The sequence below is a fragment of the Leptospiraceae bacterium genome, assembly GCA_024233835.1.
Lineage (GTDB): Bacteria > Spirochaetota > Leptospiria > Leptospirales > Leptospiraceae > JACKPC01.
The window spans coordinates 873,566-893,577 of record JACKPC010000002.1; the positions used below are offsets into that span (position 1 = coordinate 873,566).

19 protein-coding genes and 1 tRNA gene are annotated in these 20,012 nt (G+C 37.1%); 14 read left to right on the forward strand and 6 right to left on the reverse strand.

What is annotated here, in order from left to right; genetic code table 11:
- Positions 1-62: 62 nt before the first annotated feature.
- Positions 63-1,295: an LL-diaminopimelate aminotransferase gene (locus H7A25_13120; GenBank protein ID MCP5500842.1), complete on the reverse strand. Its 1,233-nt coding sequence runs from the start codon at positions 1,293-1,295 to the stop codon at positions 63-65.
- Positions 1,296-1,376: 81 nt separating this feature from the next.
- Positions 1,377-2,321, reverse strand: a complete 945-nt coding sequence (gene pyrB / locus H7A25_13125) for an aspartate carbamoyltransferase (protein MCP5500843.1) — start codon at positions 2,319-2,321, stop codon at positions 1,377-1,379.
- On the opposite strand from pyrB, the gene H7A25_13130 reads away from it, so the two are divergent.
- Complete coding sequence (locus H7A25_13130; GenBank protein ID MCP5500844.1) at positions 2,304-2,537, forward strand: hypothetical protein; 234 nt, start codon at positions 2,304-2,306, stop codon at positions 2,535-2,537. The genes pyrB and H7A25_13130 overlap by 18 nt on opposite strands.
- Before the next feature lie 72 nt (positions 2,538-2,609).
- Here H7A25_13130 and H7A25_13135 read toward each other — a convergent pair whose 3' ends face one another.
- Positions 2,610-3,686: a FecR domain-containing protein gene (locus H7A25_13135; protein MCP5500845.1), complete on the reverse strand. Its 1,077-nt coding sequence runs from the start codon at positions 3,684-3,686 to the stop codon at positions 2,610-2,612.
- A gap of 121 nt (positions 3,687-3,807) precedes the next feature.
- Between H7A25_13135 and H7A25_13140 the strand changes: the two genes are divergently transcribed.
- Genes H7A25_13140 through H7A25_13155 form a run of 4 tightly spaced genes read left to right on the forward strand, consistent with a single transcriptional unit; the run spans position 3,808 to position 7,747 of the window.
- Positions 3,808-5,139, forward strand: coding sequence for an ankyrin repeat domain-containing protein (locus H7A25_13140; protein MCP5500846.1), 1,332 nt, complete (start codon positions 3,808-3,810; stop codon positions 5,137-5,139).
- 18 nt (positions 5,140-5,157) lie between these two features.
- Positions 5,158-5,592, forward strand: coding sequence for a hypothetical protein (locus H7A25_13145; GenBank protein ID MCP5500847.1), 435 nt, complete (start codon positions 5,158-5,160; stop codon positions 5,590-5,592).
- 59 nt (positions 5,593-5,651) lie between these two features.
- On the forward strand, positions 5,652-6,587 hold the full coding sequence (locus tag H7A25_13150; protein MCP5500848.1) for a methionyl-tRNA formyltransferase: 936 nt from the start codon (positions 5,652-5,654) through the stop codon (positions 6,585-6,587).
- Positions 6,584-7,747, forward strand: coding sequence for a PASTA domain-containing protein (locus H7A25_13155; protein ID MCP5500849.1), 1,164 nt, complete (start codon positions 6,584-6,586; stop codon positions 7,745-7,747). Before H7A25_13150 ends, H7A25_13155 begins: the two co-directional genes overlap by 4 nt.
- Before the next feature lie 3 nt (positions 7,748-7,750).
- Here the strand turns inward: H7A25_13155 and H7A25_13160 are convergent.
- Positions 7,751-7,837, reverse strand: a tRNA-Leu gene (locus H7A25_13160).
- Between the two features lie 226 nt (positions 7,838-8,063).
- Between H7A25_13160 and H7A25_13165 the strand changes: the two genes are divergently transcribed.
- Genes H7A25_13165 through lysS form a run of 3 tightly spaced genes read left to right on the forward strand, consistent with a single transcriptional unit; the run spans position 8,064 to position 12,609 of the window.
- Complete coding sequence (locus H7A25_13165) at positions 8,064-10,361, forward strand: response regulator (protein MCP5500850.1); 2,298 nt, start codon at positions 8,064-8,066, stop codon at positions 10,359-10,361.
- Between the two features lie 10 nt (positions 10,362-10,371).
- Complete coding sequence (locus H7A25_13170) at positions 10,372-11,049, forward strand: hypothetical protein (GenBank protein MCP5500851.1); 678 nt, start codon at positions 10,372-10,374, stop codon at positions 11,047-11,049.
- 21 nt (positions 11,050-11,070) lie between these two features.
- Positions 11,071-12,609 (forward strand): lysine--tRNA ligase, encoded by a 1,539-nt coding sequence (gene lysS / locus H7A25_13175; protein ID MCP5500852.1) that lies wholly within the window; start codon positions 11,071-11,073, stop codon positions 12,607-12,609.
- Between the two features lie 98 nt (positions 12,610-12,707).
- On the opposite strand, the gene H7A25_13180 is transcribed toward lysS, so the two are convergent.
- Positions 12,708-13,274: a hypothetical protein gene (locus H7A25_13180; protein ID MCP5500853.1), complete on the reverse strand. Its 567-nt coding sequence runs from the start codon at positions 13,272-13,274 to the stop codon at positions 12,708-12,710.
- Between the two features lie 121 nt (positions 13,275-13,395).
- Between H7A25_13180 and H7A25_13185 the strand changes: the two genes are divergently transcribed.
- Both H7A25_13185 and lepB read left to right on the forward strand, forming a co-directional pair.
- The gene (locus H7A25_13185; protein ID MCP5500854.1) at positions 13,396-13,836 is read left to right on the forward strand and encodes a tetratricopeptide repeat protein; all 441 of its coding nucleotides are present in this window, start codon (positions 13,396-13,398) and stop codon (positions 13,834-13,836) included.
- A 143-nt stretch (positions 13,837-13,979) separates the two neighbouring features.
- Positions 13,980-14,531 carry a signal peptidase I gene (lepB, locus tag H7A25_13190; GenBank protein MCP5500855.1) on the forward strand — a complete coding sequence of 184 codons (552 nt, stop codon included), beginning with the start codon at positions 13,980-13,982 and terminating at the stop codon, positions 14,529-14,531.
- On the opposite strand, the gene H7A25_13195 is transcribed toward lepB, so the two are convergent.
- Positions 14,484-15,653, reverse strand: a complete 1,170-nt coding sequence (locus H7A25_13195; GenBank protein MCP5500856.1) for a response regulator — start codon at positions 15,651-15,653, stop codon at positions 14,484-14,486. The genes lepB and H7A25_13195 overlap by 48 nt on opposite strands.
- A 95-nt stretch (positions 15,654-15,748) precedes the next feature.
- Between H7A25_13195 and H7A25_13200 the strand changes: the two genes are divergently transcribed.
- The 4 genes from H7A25_13200 (at position 15,749) to H7A25_13215 (ending at position 20,006) form a co-directional block, all read left to right on the forward strand.
- Complete coding sequence (locus H7A25_13200; protein MCP5500857.1) at positions 15,749-16,354, forward strand: DUF4254 domain-containing protein; 606 nt, start codon at positions 15,749-15,751, stop codon at positions 16,352-16,354.
- The gene (locus H7A25_13205; protein MCP5500858.1) at positions 16,351-17,436 is read left to right on the forward strand and encodes a glycosyltransferase family 9 protein; all 1,086 of its coding nucleotides are present in this window, start codon (positions 16,351-16,353) and stop codon (positions 17,434-17,436) included. Before H7A25_13200 ends, H7A25_13205 begins: the two co-directional genes overlap by 4 nt.
- Entirely contained in the window at positions 17,437-18,321 is an 885-nt protein-coding gene (locus tag H7A25_13210) for a hypothetical protein (GenBank protein MCP5500859.1), read from the forward strand.
- A 485-nt stretch (positions 18,322-18,806) separates the two neighbouring features.
- Entirely contained in the window at positions 18,807-20,006 is a 1,200-nt protein-coding gene (locus tag H7A25_13215; GenBank protein ID MCP5500860.1) for a hydrolase, read from the forward strand.
- Positions 20,007-20,012: the final 6 nt, after the last annotated feature.

Here is a 20,012-nt window from a genome sequence, read left to right on the forward strand (position 1 = left end):
TTTTTCGCGAGCCATCGGAGGCTCGCTTGCTCAACAGAAAAAAACGAGGGCTTAGGAAAAACTTAGAATTTGGCCTGTTTGAATCTCTCAACAGCTTCCTCAACCTGCTCTCTTTTTCCGAAAGCAGAAAGACGGAAATAACCCTCTCCAGAAGGTCCGAAGCCGGAACCCGGTGTTCCCACAACATTTGCTGATTCTAAAACTCTATCAAAAAATTCCCAGGATGTAGTTTTATTAGGTGTTTTTAACCAGATATAAGGAGCATTCAAGCCTCCGTACACCTCAAAACCAATATCCTCCATACCCTGGCGAATAATAGATGCATTTTCCATATAATATTCGATATTCCTGCGAATTTCCCCTTTTCCGGTCAGGGTATAGCAGGAAGCTGCTGCTTTCTGTATTATATACGGTACTCCGTTAAATTTAGTCGTATGTCTTCGATTCCAGAGGGAATTAATGCTCGTTCTCTGGCCATTGCTGGTGTAGCCCATCAAAAGCTTGGGAATAACTGTGTAGGCACAACGGGTGCCTGTAAAACCTGCGGATTTGGAAAAAGAACGGAATTCAATGGCAACTTCCTTGGCTCCATCGATTTCAAAAATAGAATGAGGTAGAGTATCATCCTGGATAAAGGCTTCATAAGCTGCATCATATAAAATAATAGATTTATGCTGTCTTGCATATTCCACCCATTCAGCCAGTCTGTCACGGCTTATGGTAGTTCCGGTCGGGTTATTGGGATAACATAAATAAATCAGGTCGACTTTTTCCTTGGGAAATTCCGGTTCAAAGTTATTCTCCCTTGTGCAGGGCATATAAACTAAATTGGAATAGCGTCCATCCGGTAAAGGTTCTCCTCCCCTACCCGCCATTACATTTGTATCGACATAAACCGGATAAACCGGGTCTGTAATAGCAACTTTCGCATTTACAGGAAAAAGTTCCTGGATGTTTCCTGTATCACATTTAGAACCATCTGAAACAAAAACCTCGTCCTCTTCCAGTTTTACGCCAAGGCTGTTAAAATCATTTTTAATAATTTCTTGAATTAAAAAGCTATAGCCCTGCTCCGGGCCGTAACCATGAAAACCTTCGGTTGTTCCCATTTCTTCCGATGCTTCAACTAGAGCTTTTACAACAGTTCTGGGAAGGGGAAGAGTCACGTCTCCGATTCCGAGACGGATAATTTTTTTATCCGGATGCTTATCTGTAAAGCGTTTCACCCTTCGGTTGATTTCCGGGAATAAATACCCGGCTTTTAATTTTAGGAAATTTTCATTGATATTTGCCATGTTCGTCCCTTTCTTTTAATTTTCTTCCTGTTATGCCTGCTTCAAAGTTTTCTAATGCCTCTTTGTGTGTCCAGATTTTATTCAAAATGCTTCTCCGGGAATTTCGACTCCGAGACAGAGACAGAGTAAGACCATCCTCATATAAACTCCGTATTCAGCCTGCCGAAAATAAGCTGCTCCCGGCATCTCATCCACATCAGTAGATAATTCATCCACCCTCGGAAGCGGATGCAGGACAGTTGTTTCTTTTCTTGATGCCAGCAGGAGCTCTTTGTTTATTTTATAGGTTTGCTTCAGTTTACTGAATTCTTTGTGGTCAGAAAAGCGTTCTTCCTGAATTCGGGTCACATAAATCACATCGCAGTCCCAAATAGCCTTTATATCCGAAGTTTCTTCGTAGCGAATCGGATAACCTTCCAGCCCCTTCAGATAAGATTCAGGAAGCTTTAACTCCTCGGGTGAAATCAGGTACAGATAAATATTATAATTCCTGAGTAGATTAATCAAAGAGTGGATGGTTCTTCCGTATTTCAGATCTCCTACAAAACCAACACTCAGGCCCTCAAGAGTATTTTTCTCACTAATGATTGTATACAAATCCAGAAGTGCCTGGGTCGGATGCTGACCGGCTCCATCACCGGCATTAATGACCGGCATATTTACTGCACCGGCGGCAATCCGGGAAGATCCTTCTATAGGATGGCGGATTACAGCAATATCGGCGTAGGCCTCTATCATTTTCATAGTATCATAAAGAGTTTCCCCCTTGGAAATGGAAGAAAACTGAAAACCCACCGTAGAAATAACACGGCCCCCCAGCCTATGCATAGCGGCTTCAAAAGAAAGACGTGTGCGGGTAGAAGCTTCAAAAAAAAGAGAAGCTAAGAGTTTTCCATTAAGGATACCAAAAGCTTTTTTAGTCTCATGTAAACGCCTCATCTGACCGGTTTTTTTAATAAGGAAATCCAGATCCGCCTTGCTGAACTGTTCTGTATCGAGGATATTTTTATGCCCGAAAGTAGTCATATTCCTTACAACTTCTTACAGGTAGAAATTATTTACAACCTCTTTACCGGATGGATGAAATTTATCTTTTCCGGTCTTCATGAAAAAACTCCGATAGGATCCGGGATTAAGGGTTGGAGCTTAGAAATTATCGAGCTGAACACGGACCTGGAAGGGGAATTTTTGCAGATATTTTCTCCAATAAAGGAATGCCAGGCATCCATCTGCAGGCGATAAATCCTGGCTAAGGAACGCTAAGAAGAGTTAATTAGGCGTTCCTTATGATTTTTCATATTTCAAGAAACATATTTAATTCTTATCAATATTTTTCTTTACTTCTTCTAAAGACTTCTCTAATTTCTTTAATTTCTTAGAAAATTCCTGTAGGCTATCTTTTATCTTTCTGCCATTTTCATCAGATGCTTTTACTGTTTCTCTTTTTCTTTTAAGGGTATCTATTTCAGAATTCAATAGTTCTAGTTTTTTACCGGTTTCAGTCCTTTCTTTCACAAGGGTACTTTCTATCCTGTCATATCTTTGTTCTGCCTGCTTATTTTTTTCCCGTTCCTCCCTTAACTCTCTTTTCAGACTATTAATCAGACCGAGATGCTTTCTCTCTTTATTCCTTTCTGTCAGGATCGATTGAAACCTTTCTAAATCTTTTATAAAATTTAAGTTTATAGGAATAAGTTCATCATATATTTCGTGTTTCTTTATATAGACACGATCATCCAGTTTATTTACTTGTAAGGCCTTTTGGCTGGATGAAGACGCATCTTCTTCTTTATAATATTCCTGACTTGTCTTTTTGGATACATCCAAATAGCCCCCCTTCTTTACCGATACTTTATTTCTTTCTAATGAATCAATTATACCCTTTAGCTTCGGATCTTGAGAAGCTGGATTCGTATCAGGATTTTCAATTTCTTGAACTCGAAGCCTCGAACTCACCTCTCCTTCCAGAGTCACTATTTTATTATCTCCATTACTCGGTGCCTCCACTTCAAATTTGGTACCCCGAACACCCGCAACACTGGTTGGGGAAATCACTTCTAAACTACCGGCTTTTAATTTATCCACATTGAACATTGCTCTTCCCGATTTGACTTCCACACGGTATTTACCGGAGTTCTCGTTCAATTTAAAACTGGTATTTTCCTTTAACCTCACTACAACCGGAGATTCGGAGTTTAAAAACTGTAATTCGCAGGAAGAACGAATTTGAGTTGTAAGAATATCTCTATCCGAAATCTTATCTCCAATACGAACTCTCCGAGTTTCGTTTACATAAACCTTTCCTTTTGCAAATAAAATTACAGCTACGTCTTTCGCCCAAAGAGTAGAAAAACCGAAAAAAAACAGGAATAAAAACATTTTTCTCAGCATACCGTTTATACCTCCGTATATTTATCATCCTAAGAAAATAAACATATAGAGAAAGTTCTTTTTTCATTTTTATATTTTTTTGTACTTGTCGAAATCTTTTGAAGTCCTACAGAATCATCTTATGACACTCACTAAAATGATCAGTATTTCTGTCCTTCTTCTGGGTATTCAAAATCTTCATTCACAATCCGTAACAGAAGAGCTTTTACAGGCTTCAAAGAATGGGGGAATAGACGGAATAGTTAATGCTTTAAAAAAAGGGGCCGATATTAACGCAAAAGACCCGGATATCCGTTCAGGACTTCATTACGCATCTAAAGCTGGAAATGAAAAGTTAGTTCATTTTTTCCTGGAAAAAAATGCAGACATTCATGCAAAAGATATCTTCGACAGAACTCCTGCTCATGAAGCCGCTTCCAAAGGATATTCTAAAATTCTACAACTTTTATCCGATAAGGGTGCCGATCTAAATGCAAAAGACTTATACGGTAAAACTCCTATATTACTGGCTGCTGAATTAGCTCCTACAAATAAACTATCTGAAACCCTACAATTACTGATTCAAAAAAAAGCAGAACTCAATACTACGGATAGAGACGGGGTTTCAAGCATACACGCACTGACAGCAAGGGCAGATAAGCCCGCCCTCTCTCTTATGATTCAATCTAAAGCAGATTTGGATCTCCAGGATAAAGATGGAAAAACAGCACTTTTCTATGCGATCGAAAAACTGGACGGTAATCAATCTACAGAAATTGCGGAACTTCTCATAAAAGCAGGATCTAAAATACAAGTAGAAGATAGGGAAAGCTTAAGTCCACTCCATGTTGCCGTACAAAAAGATAACGAAGCACTGGTGAAGCTTCTTATAGAAAACAAGGCAGATGTAAATGCTGAAGACTTTTCAGGTCAAACCCCTATTTTTCTCGTCAAAAGCGAAAAAATAGCTGCATTCCTTTTAAGTAAAGGTGCAAAGGTAAATATATCAGATAAAGACAGTTCGACTCCTCTTCATCTCACGAATCATGTAGAAATTGCAAAACTCATGTTAGAAAAAGGAGCCAAAGTGAATGAAAAGGATAGTACAGGCGTATACCCCATACACTATGCGGCTATTAAAGGAAATATATCTTTACTCAACTTCCTCATTAATCAAAAAGCAGATATCAATGTAAAAGACAGTGACGGAAGAACTCCTCTGCATGGAGCAGCTAAATACGGTCATTTACAAGCCGTAAAGATTTTACTCGAAGCAGGTGCGAATATAAATTCAACAGATATTGAGAATAAAACGGCTCTATACGAAGCCGCAGCCTTCAAACATGCGGATATTGTAAAATTCTTATTATCGAAAAAAGCAAATCCTGCACTAAAAGATGAGTATGGAAAAACAGCTTACGAAACTGCCCTTAGATTGGGACATCAGGAAGTAATTCAAGCTTTTAAAGAATAATATAAAAACGAGGTATTTATGAAAAAACTAATTTTATTTATTTTAACTTTTTTAATTTTTATAGGATGCAGCAGTTCGGATAAAAAAGGAAGTTCCGGCTGTGAAGGTGAACCTTCTCGAAAAGAAGAAGATAAACTGATCAAACAGGTATTTCCCTGTAGTATCGGAAATGGACTTAACGAGTTAATTTGTGAGATTCCCGGTGAAGATATTAATTTATTAGATAATAAGAATACATTAAATATCTTAAATACTTCCGGGCAAGCAGGTAAATTAGAAGAGAAAGTAAAGAAACTCACAAACTTGAGGCCGAGCAAAGAAAGTTTAAGTGCAGCCAAATACAGGAATTGCATGTTGATGGGAAGAAAGGTAATAGAAGAAAAAGTATATATAGAAACAGATACAGTTATAAATCAAGCAATAAGTGAACTATACGAAAAGAAAGAAAAATAACTTTCAATTTGAAAGTAACAAACTTGAAGATTTCTCGGAAATAGAAATTCTGGTAAAATATGAAGATAGCTTATTTCGGAACCCCGGAGCATTCTGCGTATCTCCTGCAAAAAATCTTAGATGAAGGAATAGAAGTCGTTTTTGTAGTAACCAATCCGGATAAACCGAGAGGAAGAAAGAAAATCCCCTCTCCTTCACCGGTAAAAGAAGTTGCCCTAAAGGCAAACTTACCTGTTCTACAATTTCCATCAATGAAACTTCCGCAAGCCATTCAGGCAGTTCAAAACTACCAGGCAGATCTCTTTGTAGTTTTTGCCTTTGGGGGCATCTTACCGGAAGATATTTTTGAGTATCCTTCCGGTGGTTCAATTAATCTACACGGAAGCCTCTTACCTGAATACAGAGGAGCCTCACCGGTTCAAGCCGCTCTTCTTGATGGCAAAACAGAAACCGGTTACAGCATTCAATATCTTGCCAGAGATGTTGACTCAGGAGATGTAATTACTTCAGAAGTCATACCCATATTGGACAATGACAATTCTGAAACTCTTTTAAAGCGCATCACAGAAAAAGGAAGTGAAGCAATTCTAAAGCTTTTAAAAAACCCGGTAAATGGAAGGTATCCAGCAAAACCCCAGGATCACGAAAAGGCCAGCCATTGCAAAAAAATTAAACCGGAAGACCGAAAGCTGGATTTTTCAGGCTCGGCGTTAAGCCTTCATAACCGAATCCGAGCCTTTGCTCCGGAAAAGACCTGCTATTTTTTATTCCGCAATAAAAGAATCAATATTTATGAATCAATGCTTCTTTCGGAAAAGCCAGAAGGTCTGAAAACAGGTGAACTATTTTGTCCGGACAAAAAAACACTTGCCATTACATGCGGAGACGGAAATCTTCTTTCTTTGATTAAAATTCAACCGGAAAACAAGAACCCCATGCAAACCCTTGATTTTATCAATGGTTTTAAACCACAGACAGGAGAAAAAGCCCTTTGAGTTCCAAACCTTTTATTGAAAAATTGAAACCTTTTTTAGGTCCTTTTGTTTTTATCAGTGCCAGCTTACTGGTCTTCTTTTTTGCAGCCTTCACAATCGTTCTTTTCCGAACAAAAGGTTCCAATAAAATTACCATGCCCAAACTAATTGGTCGGTCTTATTTAGAGGTTCATAACGAATTAAGCCGCTTAAGACTTAAAATCAAATTAGAAAATGAATGGTATCCCGACAAAATGCATGGAACCATTCTTTCACAGTCTATTCCTCCGGGTAAACCCGTTGAAGTAGGAAGTAAGCTTTTTTTAAAAGTTAATATATCAGAGAATCAGATAAACATTCCTAAACTGGTCGGCCAGCACCTCGACAATGCAAAAGCGATTTTAAAAAATGTAGTTTCTACATCCGGAGGACCACCGGTAAGTCTCGAAATTGGAGGGATTACCTATATACCGGCAGATGCGAATCACCAGGCGGATAAGGTTATCAGCCAGATTCCGGAACCGGGAAAAATAAGCTCAACAAAGGAAAAAGTTTTTTTACTGGTTACAGAGCCAGCCGTAAAGAAGAAGGGAGAGGCAGAAAATCAATCCTACAACGGTCAAGTTTTTCCTGTAGTAGCGAAAGCCTTAAACCTTCGTGCTAAAAAATGGAAATTAAGAACAGTTGTAAAAACTGAGAATATAGATGAAAATGCGAAAATTAAAGCCTATGAGGAAAAAGATGGAATCTACTATTTTGATGTTTTCTTCTATACTTCTTCCAAAAAAACCGAGAGCGGATTTGAGCTTTTAAGTATAAAATCTCCTGAAACCGGCAAGCTAAATGTAGAACTTGAAACTCTTTCTTTAGAGAAAAAATACGAAAAAAACATACTCGAAAAAATGTCAGATTCTCTTAGTAATTTATTCTCAAAGAAAAAAGAGAAACCGGAAGGAGAAGAAGTTCCGGAAATTATCGAACCCAAAGCAGATGAAGATAAAAATAGCAAAGAAGAACCGGAAATAGTCAATAAAAACATAGATGAATTACTCAGTCAGACCGATTTCAACAAAGATGAAAGTCTTAACCTTATTTTTTATAGAGTAGGAGAAGTTGAATTAAGAGTGCTAAACCAGGATAAGAAAGTTCTTTTTAAGGAAGCATTCAAGAGTGATATTTAATAATGCTCGAGGGGGGACTTGAACCCCCACACCAGTTATATTGGCACAAGCACCTCAAGCTTGCGTGTCTACCAATTCCACCACCCGAGCGGTTTTCAATAAAGCAAACATTTCATCTATACCACTTTCTGTCAAATTATTTTCCAAACTGCTGAGATGAATAAACTTAGTAAAAGTTCTATTACAAATAAAGAAATCTTGATTTTTCCCCAAATTCAAATAAAACTTATTTTATTAATAATGAGCTTTTTATAGTATAGTTATAGTAGAAAACCGATTAAAAAAGCAAGAAATAAGGAACCTCTACAATAATTCAATGGAACCAGAAAAAAAATCAGAAAACTTGCCTGATAATAGTATTGCAGACTTACAAATGGATATGATATGCCGCTGCGATCTGAAAACCCGGCTGAGTTTTGTAAATCTCGCATTTTGTGAGGAATTTAATGGTTCTAAAGAGGACTTTCTCGGTAAAAAATTAAGTCACTTTTTTCTTAAAGAAGAAAGAATGGAAATATTGAGTGATCTGGAATTTGTTAAAGAAGCAAAAAGAAGCATCCGCAAACTCTTCAGAAGAACCAGTCCTCAGGGAGATTTAATCTGGCAGGAATGGAGTATTACACCTGTGATTAAGACTCCAAAAGAAGTAAATGAATTCCAAATTGTTATCCGTGATATGACTGAATTACAATTCGGTATGCAAATCATGCAGGAATCTGAATTTAAACTGAAAAAAATCCTCCATTCTATACCCATTATAATTTTTATTTTAAATAAAGAAGGAATTTTTCAATTTATAGATGGACGAGGTTTAAAAACCCTAAAGCTTAAACCTGAATTCCTTCTCAACCAATCTATATTTGAAATATATAAGGATAATCCTACCATTCTCTCCTATGCAAAACGAGCTCTCACCGGGGAAGAATTTACCGGAACAATTGATTTGAAACATAAGCACTTTGAAGTCAGATATTCCAGTGTATTTAATCAACAGAAACTATCTTTTGTGATTGGTTTATTATTAGATGTAACCGAGAGAACCAAATTCGAGAAAGCTCTACAAAAAGCCCGAAAAGATGCGGAAAACGCCAATTCTTCTAAGAGTGAATTTTTAGCCAATATGAGTCATGAAATCCGAACACCCATGAATGGTATTATCGGAATGACCAGTTTACTCTTCGAAACCGATTTAAGCCCGGAACAAAAAGAATATATTGAAATCATTCGCATCAGTGGTGACAATCTTCTAACTATCATCAATGATATATTAGATTTTTCTAAAATTGAATCGGGAAAAATGGACTTAGAACTTCAACCTTTTCAAATTAGAACCTGCATAGAAGAAGCGATTAGCTTATTTCCACTTCGCAAAGATAATAAAAATCTGGAACTTATTTACCACATATCCCCTGATGTACCGGAATGGGTACGGGGTGATTTAACCCGCCTGAGACAAATTTTGGTAAACCTTATTGGTAATGCAGTGAAATTTACCGCTAAGGGTGAGATTTTGATTAAGGTGCTTTTGCTTGATGAATCTGAAACTTCCCTACAACTTGAATTTTCCGTTTCTGATACCGGTGTAGGTATTCCGGAAGACAAGCAGAAAAAAATTTTTGAAGCTTTCTCCCAGGTAGATTCGTCCACTACAAGAAAATATGGTGGAACGGGTCTCGGACTTGCTATCTGTAAAAAACTATCTGAACTTATGGGGGGGGAAATCAGGGTAGAAAGTCAGATAGATTCTGGTTCGACTTTTTACTTTACCATCAGGGTAAAAAAAACAGAAATTCCCCAAAGAACCGAAGCGTATCCAGCTTTAAAGGAAAAACGAATTTTCTTTTTCGGTCATAATAAAAATTTTTTAAAAATGTTGGGAGAATTCATTTCAGGATTTGAAATCGAATACCGGCTCTTTCTAAACGTGGAAGAATTTCTTCATGAGCTAAATACTCGTTCAAGTCCGAATATTATAGTGCTGGATCTTTCCGAAATTTCAGAACTCAAGATTCTAGAAAAATCCCTGAAACAGGCAAAAACTCCCATTTTATTAATATCTAAAATCCTTTCTTTGAAAACCCAAAATCCTGAGCTTTACAAACAATTTCAGCTTCATCTGAGTAAACCCATTTTCAAAGATAAGTTTTTATCTAATCTAAATAACCTTATTCAGGAATCAAAAGTAAAAATAGCAACTCCTCAAAAATCAGGAACCATTGATCCGGAACTGGGTAAAAAAATTCCTCTTCGAATCCTGATTGCCGAAGATAATCCGATAAACCAAAAAATAGCCCAAAGAGTCTTTCATAAACTCGGATACACAGCAGACATAGTGGCCAATGGAATGGAAGCTTTAAATTCCTTAAAACGTCAGGATTATGATATTATTTTTATGGATGTTCAAATGCCGGTATTAAACGGTCATGAGACAACGGCTATTATACGATCTGAGTTTAATTTTCAGACGCCTCCCAGGATTATTGCGATGACCGCCAGTGCTATGCAGGGAGATAAAGAAAAGTGCTTTACTGTCGGTATGGATGATTATATCTCCAAGCCCATAAACATCATTGATATACAGAAAGTCCTACAGAAATGGAGAAAAAAAGAGTAAAGTACTTGTCTTGAAGGCTTTCCAGATTTCTCTAGTTTCTCTAATGGAGAACACCGGTGGACAGGGCTTTAGCTTTCAAAACATGAAAGACAATTGGCCGGTTTTCCTTTCCGGATTTTCTTTTTCATTTGTTTTTTTTCTACTTCTCATCATTTTTTCTCCAACTTTACTGATTACACAGTATTCTCCGGAGCAGGTGGACGGTATTCTTCTCGAAATCCCGGAAATTCCGAGCCAAAAAAAATTACTCAGCCTTTATAATCTATTCCGTAAGAAAAAAGCCAGGAAAGTCTTTCTTTTATTCCATGAATCCTTTGAAGTAGAAAATAAAGTTGGCTTGCAGGAAAACTACCAGGAAGCCTTTTTGCGCTACTTTCTAAGGCGGGGAATTTTACCGGAATACATAGATCTTATGACTGTCCCCAAACAAAAAGAGTTTAGCCCGGCTTCCAATGCCAGACACATGGCACGACTTCTGGTGGCTCGCAATATCAAATCTATTATACTTTTGACCGAAACCTTCGATAGCAGGCTTCACCTGAATGCTTACACAGAAGTGCTTTCACCTCTAAAAATACTGGTGTATGTTTCTATATATCCGGAACCTTTTAATTCCTCGAATTGGTTCCAAACCAGCCGGGGCTTCAGCCATGTTTTTGGAAAATTTTTGCAATACATTTTTTCGTAAAAAATACAGGAACAATTAACAATGAATATAGACGAAAAAGAACAGAATGAATTAATCCAACAGAGGATTAAGAAAGTTAAGGAACTTCAGGAAAAAGGTATTAACCCTTATCCTATTCGCTTCTTCCCCAACTCCTTAAGTGCTGATTTAATTAAAAATTTTGATGCCCTTCAGGCAGAATCTGAATCCTTAAAATCTTCGGATCCCGGTAAGTATCCGAACGGAAAATTATTCAAGCTTTCCGGAAGGCTCTCTGCAAAACGGGTGATGGGAAAAGCCAGTTTTGCTCATTTAAAAGATAAATCAGGGACCATCCAACTTTATATCGCCAGAGATGATATAGGTACAGATTCTTATACCCTGTTCAAATCCTTTGATCTCGGAGACATTATTGGTATTGAAGGCTACCTGTTTAAAACCCAGAAAGGAGAAATTACCCTACACCTGAGTTCTGTTCAACTTCTTGCCAAGTGTATTCGCCCACTTCCGGTGGTTAAAGAGAAAGATGGGGTTATATACGACGCGTTTGCCGATAAGGAACAGCGTTATCGGATGAGATACGTAGATCTCGTGGTAAATGAGGGGGTAAAAAATGTATTTATCCAGAGAAGCCGGATCATTTCCGAAATCAGGAAATTTATGACTGATGAGGGCTTTCTTGAAGTAGAAACTCCTATGATGCAACCTATTGCAGGTGGAGCAGCAGCCAAACCCTTTGTAACCCATCATAATGCCCTCAATATGCAATTATTCCTGCGAATTGCACCGGAACTCTATTTAAAGCGTTTAATCGTAGGAGGCATGGACAGAGTTTTCGAACTAAACCGAAATTTTCGAAATGAGGGAATTTCTTTAAAACACAACCCGGAATTCACTATGATGGAAGCCTATATGGCCTATGGAGACATGGAAGCCATGCTGCAATTAACCCAGAAGTTAATCGTTCATCTGGCAGAGACAGTAGGTCCCGGTTTAAAATTTAAATACGATGATCATGAATTAGATCTGAGCCCCCCCTGGAGACGTGTTTCCTATGTAGATATCATAAAAGAGTACTCTGGCATTGATTTTTCAACGATTACGACCCTTGATGAAGCTATAAAAAGAGCAAAAGAAGCAGGTGTTGATGCAGACGAGTGCACTTCGATCTGGAAAGTAGCTGATGAAGTTTTTTCTGTAAGAGCAGAACCTAAACTTATTCAACCCGTTTTTGTAACGGATTATCCCAAAGAGCTTTCTCCTCTCGCTAAATCCAGAGAAGATAATCCGAATTATGTAGAACGTTTTGAGCCTTATGTAGCAGGTAGAGAGTTGGGAAATGCCTTCTCAGAACTAAATGATCCCTTTGATCAGAGAGAAAGATTTGAAGAGCAGGTAAAAATGAGAGAAGCCGGAGATGACGAAGCTTTCATGATGGATCATGACTTTATCAGGGCTTTAGAATACGGTATGCCTCCAACAGGCGGACTCGGAATTGGTATAGACCGGCTGGTTATGCTTCTTACCAATAGCCATTCTATTCGAGATACCATCTTTTTTCCTTTAATGAGACCGGAATAAACTTATCTGTTTAGAAATCATGCAGGAAAAAATCCTGCATGATACTCTGCTTATTTTTTAATCAAATAATTCAAACAAACTGCTCATTTTTTACACAGTCAATCTTTCTTTTGCTTTTCTGGAAGGTTCACTTTCATCTTTTTTTGTTTATGAATAGTTTCCAGAACATAACGTACCCTGCTTTTAAACTCTTCTTTTTCCGTCTGTTTAAACTCATAATTCGCTGAATTACTGCGATTGGAGTAACTAAATCCCAGAACTTCGGCTTTTTCGATCTCTTTTAATACACTTTCATTTACTTCTGAACTAATCTTAATGCTGTCCACAAAGTCAATAGCTGCCCTATCCAGCTTGTAATAGGCTTCTCCAATCCGAATAGAAACTCCTACAGGAAGTTCTTTCTCATATTCATCTAAATAATAATCGAGGTAAAAGTGCTTTTCCTCTTTTCGATTGTCCATTACGGCTCTTAAACGCAGGCTCTGAGGCTTTTCTTCATAACAAAAATAGGTAAATGGATTGTACCAGGCAAAATCCAAACAAAAAGTTTCAGATTTTACCGTTATCTGTTCGAGGCTCGGTTCCAACATTACCCTTCTATCCGAACTACAGGCTCCCAAAAATAAAGATAATACTAAAATCAGGAAAATCTTTCGATTATTCATAAACCATCCTTTCCTTTCAAACTCTAAACTCTCTTTTTTCTTACAACTAAAAACTAAAGAAAATTATTACAATTTTAAACTGGCACGCATATTGCAAATAAGTTAAGCATAGGAGAAAAAAATGTTCAAACTTATATCAAACATGCTGCTTATTACTCTTCCCTGTGTATTACTTGCAATTCCGGACACTACCGACGTTGAAAAATCATTCAAGGAAAGAAAGTCTTCCAGTAAAACTGAAGAAGCTTTACGCTTAAGTGCCCTGGGAAGTTTAAAGCATCAGCATGGAAACTATGAAGAAGCATTAGAATATTATCAAAACTCCTTAAAAATACGCAAAGAGCTCGGGCTCAAACATACAAACAGTTATGCCAATACTTTATTCCTGACTTCTATTGCTCATCATAAAGTTGGAAAATCCTGCCTTGCTTATACTGAAATTAAAGAAGTAATTCATATTTATAATCACATTGGAAACGAAATCGATGGAAAAGTAGCAGAAGAAGAAGCCAAAAAAACCTTTCTTCCGGCCTGCAACGAAGGGAAAATCGCCCTAAACTAATTGTTTAATAACCTCTATTCTGGAAAACGTTTTCGTAAAAACATTTTCCATATACCTTACCAAAACCGGGAGACCCTCCCGGTTTTTTTTTAGAGTAATCTTAAAAAGCTTTTCTGAGATCCACTTATCAAAATTCTGTATTTATGTTGTATCCGGTTGATTCCTACGATCCCTCCCAGAAAAATAAGAAAGGGCTCAAACCTTACCTGGTTCGAAGTTTTCTCAGCATTCCCATTGCTTTCCTTTTATCATTTTTGGTAAAAACTTTTTTACTGTACCCGCTTACTGTAAAAACCAATACCATGGCACCCGGTATCCTTCCGGGAAAGACCGCCTACATCAAGTCCTGGTTTTCGGTTCAAAACCTACAATATGGAGATATTATTCTATTTAAAAATCCGCAAAACGATGCCTTGCTTCTCGCCCGTGTGATTGCTTCATCCGGTGATAAAATCCAGATAAGAAATAAAACCATCCTGAAAAATGGCAGGATCCTGCAAGAAACCTATAAAATACTACAATCCGATAAGAGGAAACCTTTTCGAAGCACTTTTTCGAGAAGAGATAACCTCGATACAATCCAGATCAAGAAAGGCTACTACTGGTTAATGGTAGACAACCGGGATGAAGGACTTGACTCCAGAGAATTAGGTCCCATCCCCGAAAATGCTATTGTGGGAAAGCTCCTCTTTTAGCTCTAAAACCTTATATATCTGTACCGTTCCATGTCGACCCCGAACAAAGTTTATTGGCACCTGTTCTACTACAACTGATTCACCAATAGTTTTTACCGTTTCTCCATCGATTAAAATGTCTGTAGAAACTTCTTTTGTCAGGCTTTGAAGACGGCTGGCCGTATTCACCGGGTCCCCCATCACAGTATACTCCATTCTCCGGAATGAACCTACATTTCCGGCAAAAACAGTTCCGGTACAAATTCCTATCCCTAATTGGACATGTGAGGTAATGAAATCCGGTTTTACCATGTTAAAGGATTCCACCCATTCCCTGATTTTCATAGCACAACGAACACTGTTTAATGCATCATCCTTACTTGCCCTGGGACAGCCAAAAGTAGCAAGGATTCCATCCCCTAGAAGTTTATTAACCGAACCTTTAAAAGAAAAAATTAAATCCATCAGATCGGAAAATACCATACTGATAAAGCCGGCAAAGTCCTTCGGATCGTTCCTTTCGGCAAGTAGAGTAGAATTTCGAATATCAACAAATAAAATGCTGGCAGTTAAAAGACTCCCACCCAGCTCCGAATACCCATCATCTGTTAATAAGGCTTCCACCACATCCTCAGAAAAAAACTTCAAAAGACGCTTCTTCTCGATTTTCAGTTTTTCATTCAACTCGATAAGAGACTTCTTATAATGAATAAGATCCAGCTCCTTTTGAATCCTGGAGGAAAGTTCGGCAATTTTTAAGGGTTTGGAAAGAAAATCATTAGCTCCACTCGAAAGTGCAATGATTGATGTTTCCTCCGAGGTGTCAGCTGACATTAAGATGGTTGGAGTCTGTTCGGTTTTTGGATTATCCCGTAACTCTTGAAGAAGCACGATACCACTGGTATCGGGCAAAAAAATGTCTAATAGAATTAAATCAGGTTCCCATTCTTCTATAAGCTTTCTGGCTTTCGCCCCATCTTCAGCTACCTGACAAATATAGCCCCACCTATTGATAAAGCTTTCTAAAAATTCAGCTTGGAGAGAATCATCTTCAACCAGTAAAATTCGGTTAACATGCTTTTTCGCGGGTTTTGTCATGGAGAAAATTTCGCTTACTATACTATAAGCTTTCCCTTCTGACAAGTAATAATTTTTATGAAGGATAATTTCTTATAGAATATTTTCCAATACATGAAAATTGGGCTTACAAAAGCAGCCTATTATTTTATCTTAGCCGTATGGAACTAAGAGCAGAACCTATTATTTCAATATTTCAACAATCTATCATAGACTGGCATAAAATAGACACGTTTTCAAAAAATCCATTTACAGATAACTCGATAGAAAATCGATTGTACCACAAAAACCAAATTGATACAGAGCAGTGGCATACTGAAGATATTATACGAAAACCTGATTTGCCCGTGGATGAGTTCATTGCAGCTAAACGGAAAATAGATGATTTAAACCAAAAGAGAGTAGATACTGTGGAATGGATAGATGATTATATTACACAACAATTTGTCTCCATTTCCACGCAGGCAAATGCAAGGATGAACTCAGAAACTCCTGCCTGGTTAATTGACAGAATGAGCATTCTCGAATTAAAAATATACCACATGGAAGAGCAAACCAGGAGAACTGATGTAGGGAATGAGCATTTAAAAAATTGCCAGATAAAATTAAATATTCTTTTAGAACAGAGGAAAGATCTGGCTATTTGTCTTGATGAACTAATGGAAGACCTCGGAAAAGGGATTAAATATGTCAAAGTTTACAGGCAAATGAAGATGTACAATGATAAAACCTTAAATCCGGCTTTATATAATACTGAAAAAAAATGAACCTACTTGTAATGCGATTTTCTGCCATGGGAGATGTGGCATTGTTAACACCTGCTATTGTTGCAATCGCTGCGGAATATCCCAGTGTTAAAATTACACTGGTGACAAGAGGAAATTATGCTCCCTTTTTCTATAACATCCCAAACGTAGATGTTGTAGGTTTTAATATTAGAAGATTTAAAGGCCTAAGGGGAATCTGGAATTTCTATAAAGAAATAAGTCTGCTTGGACCTTTTTATAAAGTAATAGATTTACACTCAAGCCTGAGAAGTAGACTTCTAAGTTTCCTGTTTCGTTTAAAGGGAGTTCCTACATTTCGTATTATAAAAGGTCGAAAAGAAAAACAGGCCCAAATAAGACGCAAGAATAAAATCCTGACACATCTCCCTCACACGGTAGATAGGTATATGAATGTTTTTTCGAGGGCCGGCTTTGAAGCAAAAATTCGGCAGGGACCCTGGATCAATGTGGATCCAGATTCAAAATTTTTTGCACTTGACTATCCCAGAACCCTGAATGTTTCGAGGACTCCGAATAAGTTATGGATTGGTTTTGCACCCTTTGCCGGTCATGCACTTAAGATTTGGCCATTTCATAAATCGATTGCACTGATAAAACTCATCCAAAGAGAATTTAATGCTACTATTTTCCTTTTTGGTTCAAATTCAGAAATGACCAAATTGAAAATTTTAAAAGAAGGAATCGAAGATTGCCATATTGTAAATGCGGGACAAATGGGTATCAAGGGAGAACTGGGAATGATGGAAAAACTTCATGTTCTTATCGGTATGGATTCTTCGAATGTACACATAGCTGCCTTACTAAAGGTTCCGGTAGTAGGCATATATGGTACAACTCATCCTTACTCCGGCTTTGGCCCGTATGGGCAGGACGAACTTGGCGTTTTGCAAGTAGAAACATTAAGTTGCAGACCCTGTAGTATCTATGGAAATACAGCCTGCTACAGAAAAGATTTTGCTTGCATGGAACTCATTGATCCAATGGATGTTATTAACCGGGTAAAATTAGTTTTAAAAGATAAATTAAGACCGAATCATTTAAAAGGAAAAGAAGAAGTCTGAATGCAAGAACCCAAAAAGAATGAGAAAAAAATAGGTTTTCAGGAAGAGTTTAAAAATAGTAAAGGAATATTAGATAGTTTACATATTCTAATTAAATATTTCCCCGGAACTAAAAGAGATTTACGACTTTTAGTACTTTTAGCATTTGACTTACTTTTTCTTCTGCTACGAAATTCTTATTCCTGGCTATTTCCAAATTATTTTTCCTATTCGGTCGTTGTTATCGATATATTCACCTGTTTATTCTGGGGGTATGACTTCTATAAAAGGTGGAAGCCCCATGAAGACAAAGCAAAACTCCTTCAATCTGACTGGTATGAAATCATCGGTCTTCTTCCTTTTCATATCTTTCGCCCCCTCTTGCTTTTAAGAGCCTTAAAGCTATGGATTTCTTTTTATAAACTGGGAGGAAGTCGTGAAGTATCGAGGATGATTACCAGTGAATTCACGTTTCGCTTTCGAGATGTGATTGTAGATACGATAGCCGATGCAGTTTTTATTAAATCTGTAGAAAGAGTTAATGAACTCAGTAATCAAATTGATTATAAATCAATAGTAAAAAGCATTTTTGAAAAACATAAAGAGGAACTAAAAGACTCTCTGGAAAAAGCCTTACAGTCCAGAGACATAATAAAAGCTCTTTCCAGCCTTCCTCTAATGGAATCTTTACCGGCCCGGTTAAGTGAAGATTCTATTGAAATCATGGGAGAAATGATGGATGAAGAAGCTTCTCTTGCATTTTTAAAAGACTTTTCCTATGACATAAATTTGAAAATGATAGAGCGGGTAAAGGAATTAGATATTGAGAAACTTACTCGGAATCGTTTTTCACTTGACAAATTAAAAAGCGAACCATATACGTATTCCAGCAACTCAGAAAAGTAATTATTCCACTCTTATCCCACCCGTTTTCATAAAAGTTTGTATAAAGGAAGGTTCACAATTTGGATACAGAAAACTCTAATAAAGCAAAGAATAATTTTAAACTAAGTCTCATAGTTTTATTATGGTCTGTTATATCTATCTTAATTTTTTATATAGGAGTATCTCTTGTACAAATAGGTACCGGCAATTCTCCTAAATCAAATCCTAAACCTGTTGGACAGGTAGAAGAAAAAAAGAATAAAGATAACCAAACCGTCAAGATTGATGAAAAGAAAGAAGTCCATCCAAAGGAAACTTCAAAACAACCAGGCTTCTTAAAACAACTGCCGCTTGGAGAAAAGCTTTATAATTTCTTCATCGCTATTTTTAAACCAGAAAAGAAGAAAGTTGAAGAAGTCGTAAAAGTAGAAAAGAAAATTGTTCCAAAGAAGATCGCAGAAGATACAGATTTTGTTGCCTCAACCTGGTTTTCAGATTATTCAGCCATGAAAGACAATGTGCAATACTATAATGAAATACATCCATTCATTTATGGTATGCAGGGAAGACATAATAATAATGGAAAGTTAGTCTCTCACTGGGGAAGTAAAAATAAACTGGCTCGTATAAAAGAGTTGAGAGAACTAAATCCAAGTATAAAAATCATTCCAACTATATTCAGATGGGAGAATAAAGGCGAAAAAATTTCAGAAAACATTGGAATGAATGGAAGAAAAGACATCAGAGACCTTCATATAAAGTATATATTAGAAGAAGTAGATACATATAACTATGATGGGATTGATATTGATTACGAAGGAATGACCTGTGATAAAAAAGAGAAATTTGAAGAGTTCATAGTTATTCTTTCGAAAGAATTAAAGAAACGTAATAAAATATTATCAGTAGCCGTCCATCCCAAAACTCCCTCCAAATATACCCGCACAAAAAACTGTAAAGGTAAAAATTTAAAAATGGATTTTCAGGAAAACTGGAGAGGACCTCTCACCCATGATTATAAATTCTTAGGGAAATATGCTGATAGAGTTAAAATAATGGCCTATGAATTACATCCGAGAAAATACCATAATCCGGGTCCCGGTCCTCAAGGTCCTAATGTATGGTTAGAGAATATTATTGAATACGCAATTACCCGAGTACCCAATAAAAAATTATTTATGGCTATCCCTACTTATGGATATGATTGGGCTTTAAATTGCAAGAGTCGTGCAAAAGCAGTTTACTATTCTACTGCTTTAAAGATCCAGTCTAAAAAACACAAGTTTTACCAACCTACAGATGTAGAAGAAATTTTTAATCGACATGCAGGTCGCTCAAAAAGCTGGAGAAATATGGGTAAGTTTATGGATATACATAGGGACAAAGTTTATGAAGATCCATCCTTATGGTATACAGAAGGAGGTTGTGATAGAGTAGCCTTTTTCATGAACCGTAAAGCCTTTGAAAAGAAAATGGAACTTTTAAGAAGTTATAATCTTGCCGGCTTCTCCTTCTGGCAATTGTTATCTGACAATGATCCGGGAATAAACAAATACCTGAGTTTACTTTTAACCAACCAGGTTCCTCCCATTCCTATTGCTGAAAGAAAAATTGAAATGTTAGAAAATAGAGAAAGAGAAAAAATCGCTTCAGCTCAAGAGCCAAAAAAAAAAGGAAACAGAGAGAAAAAACAGATAAAGAATTAATACAGC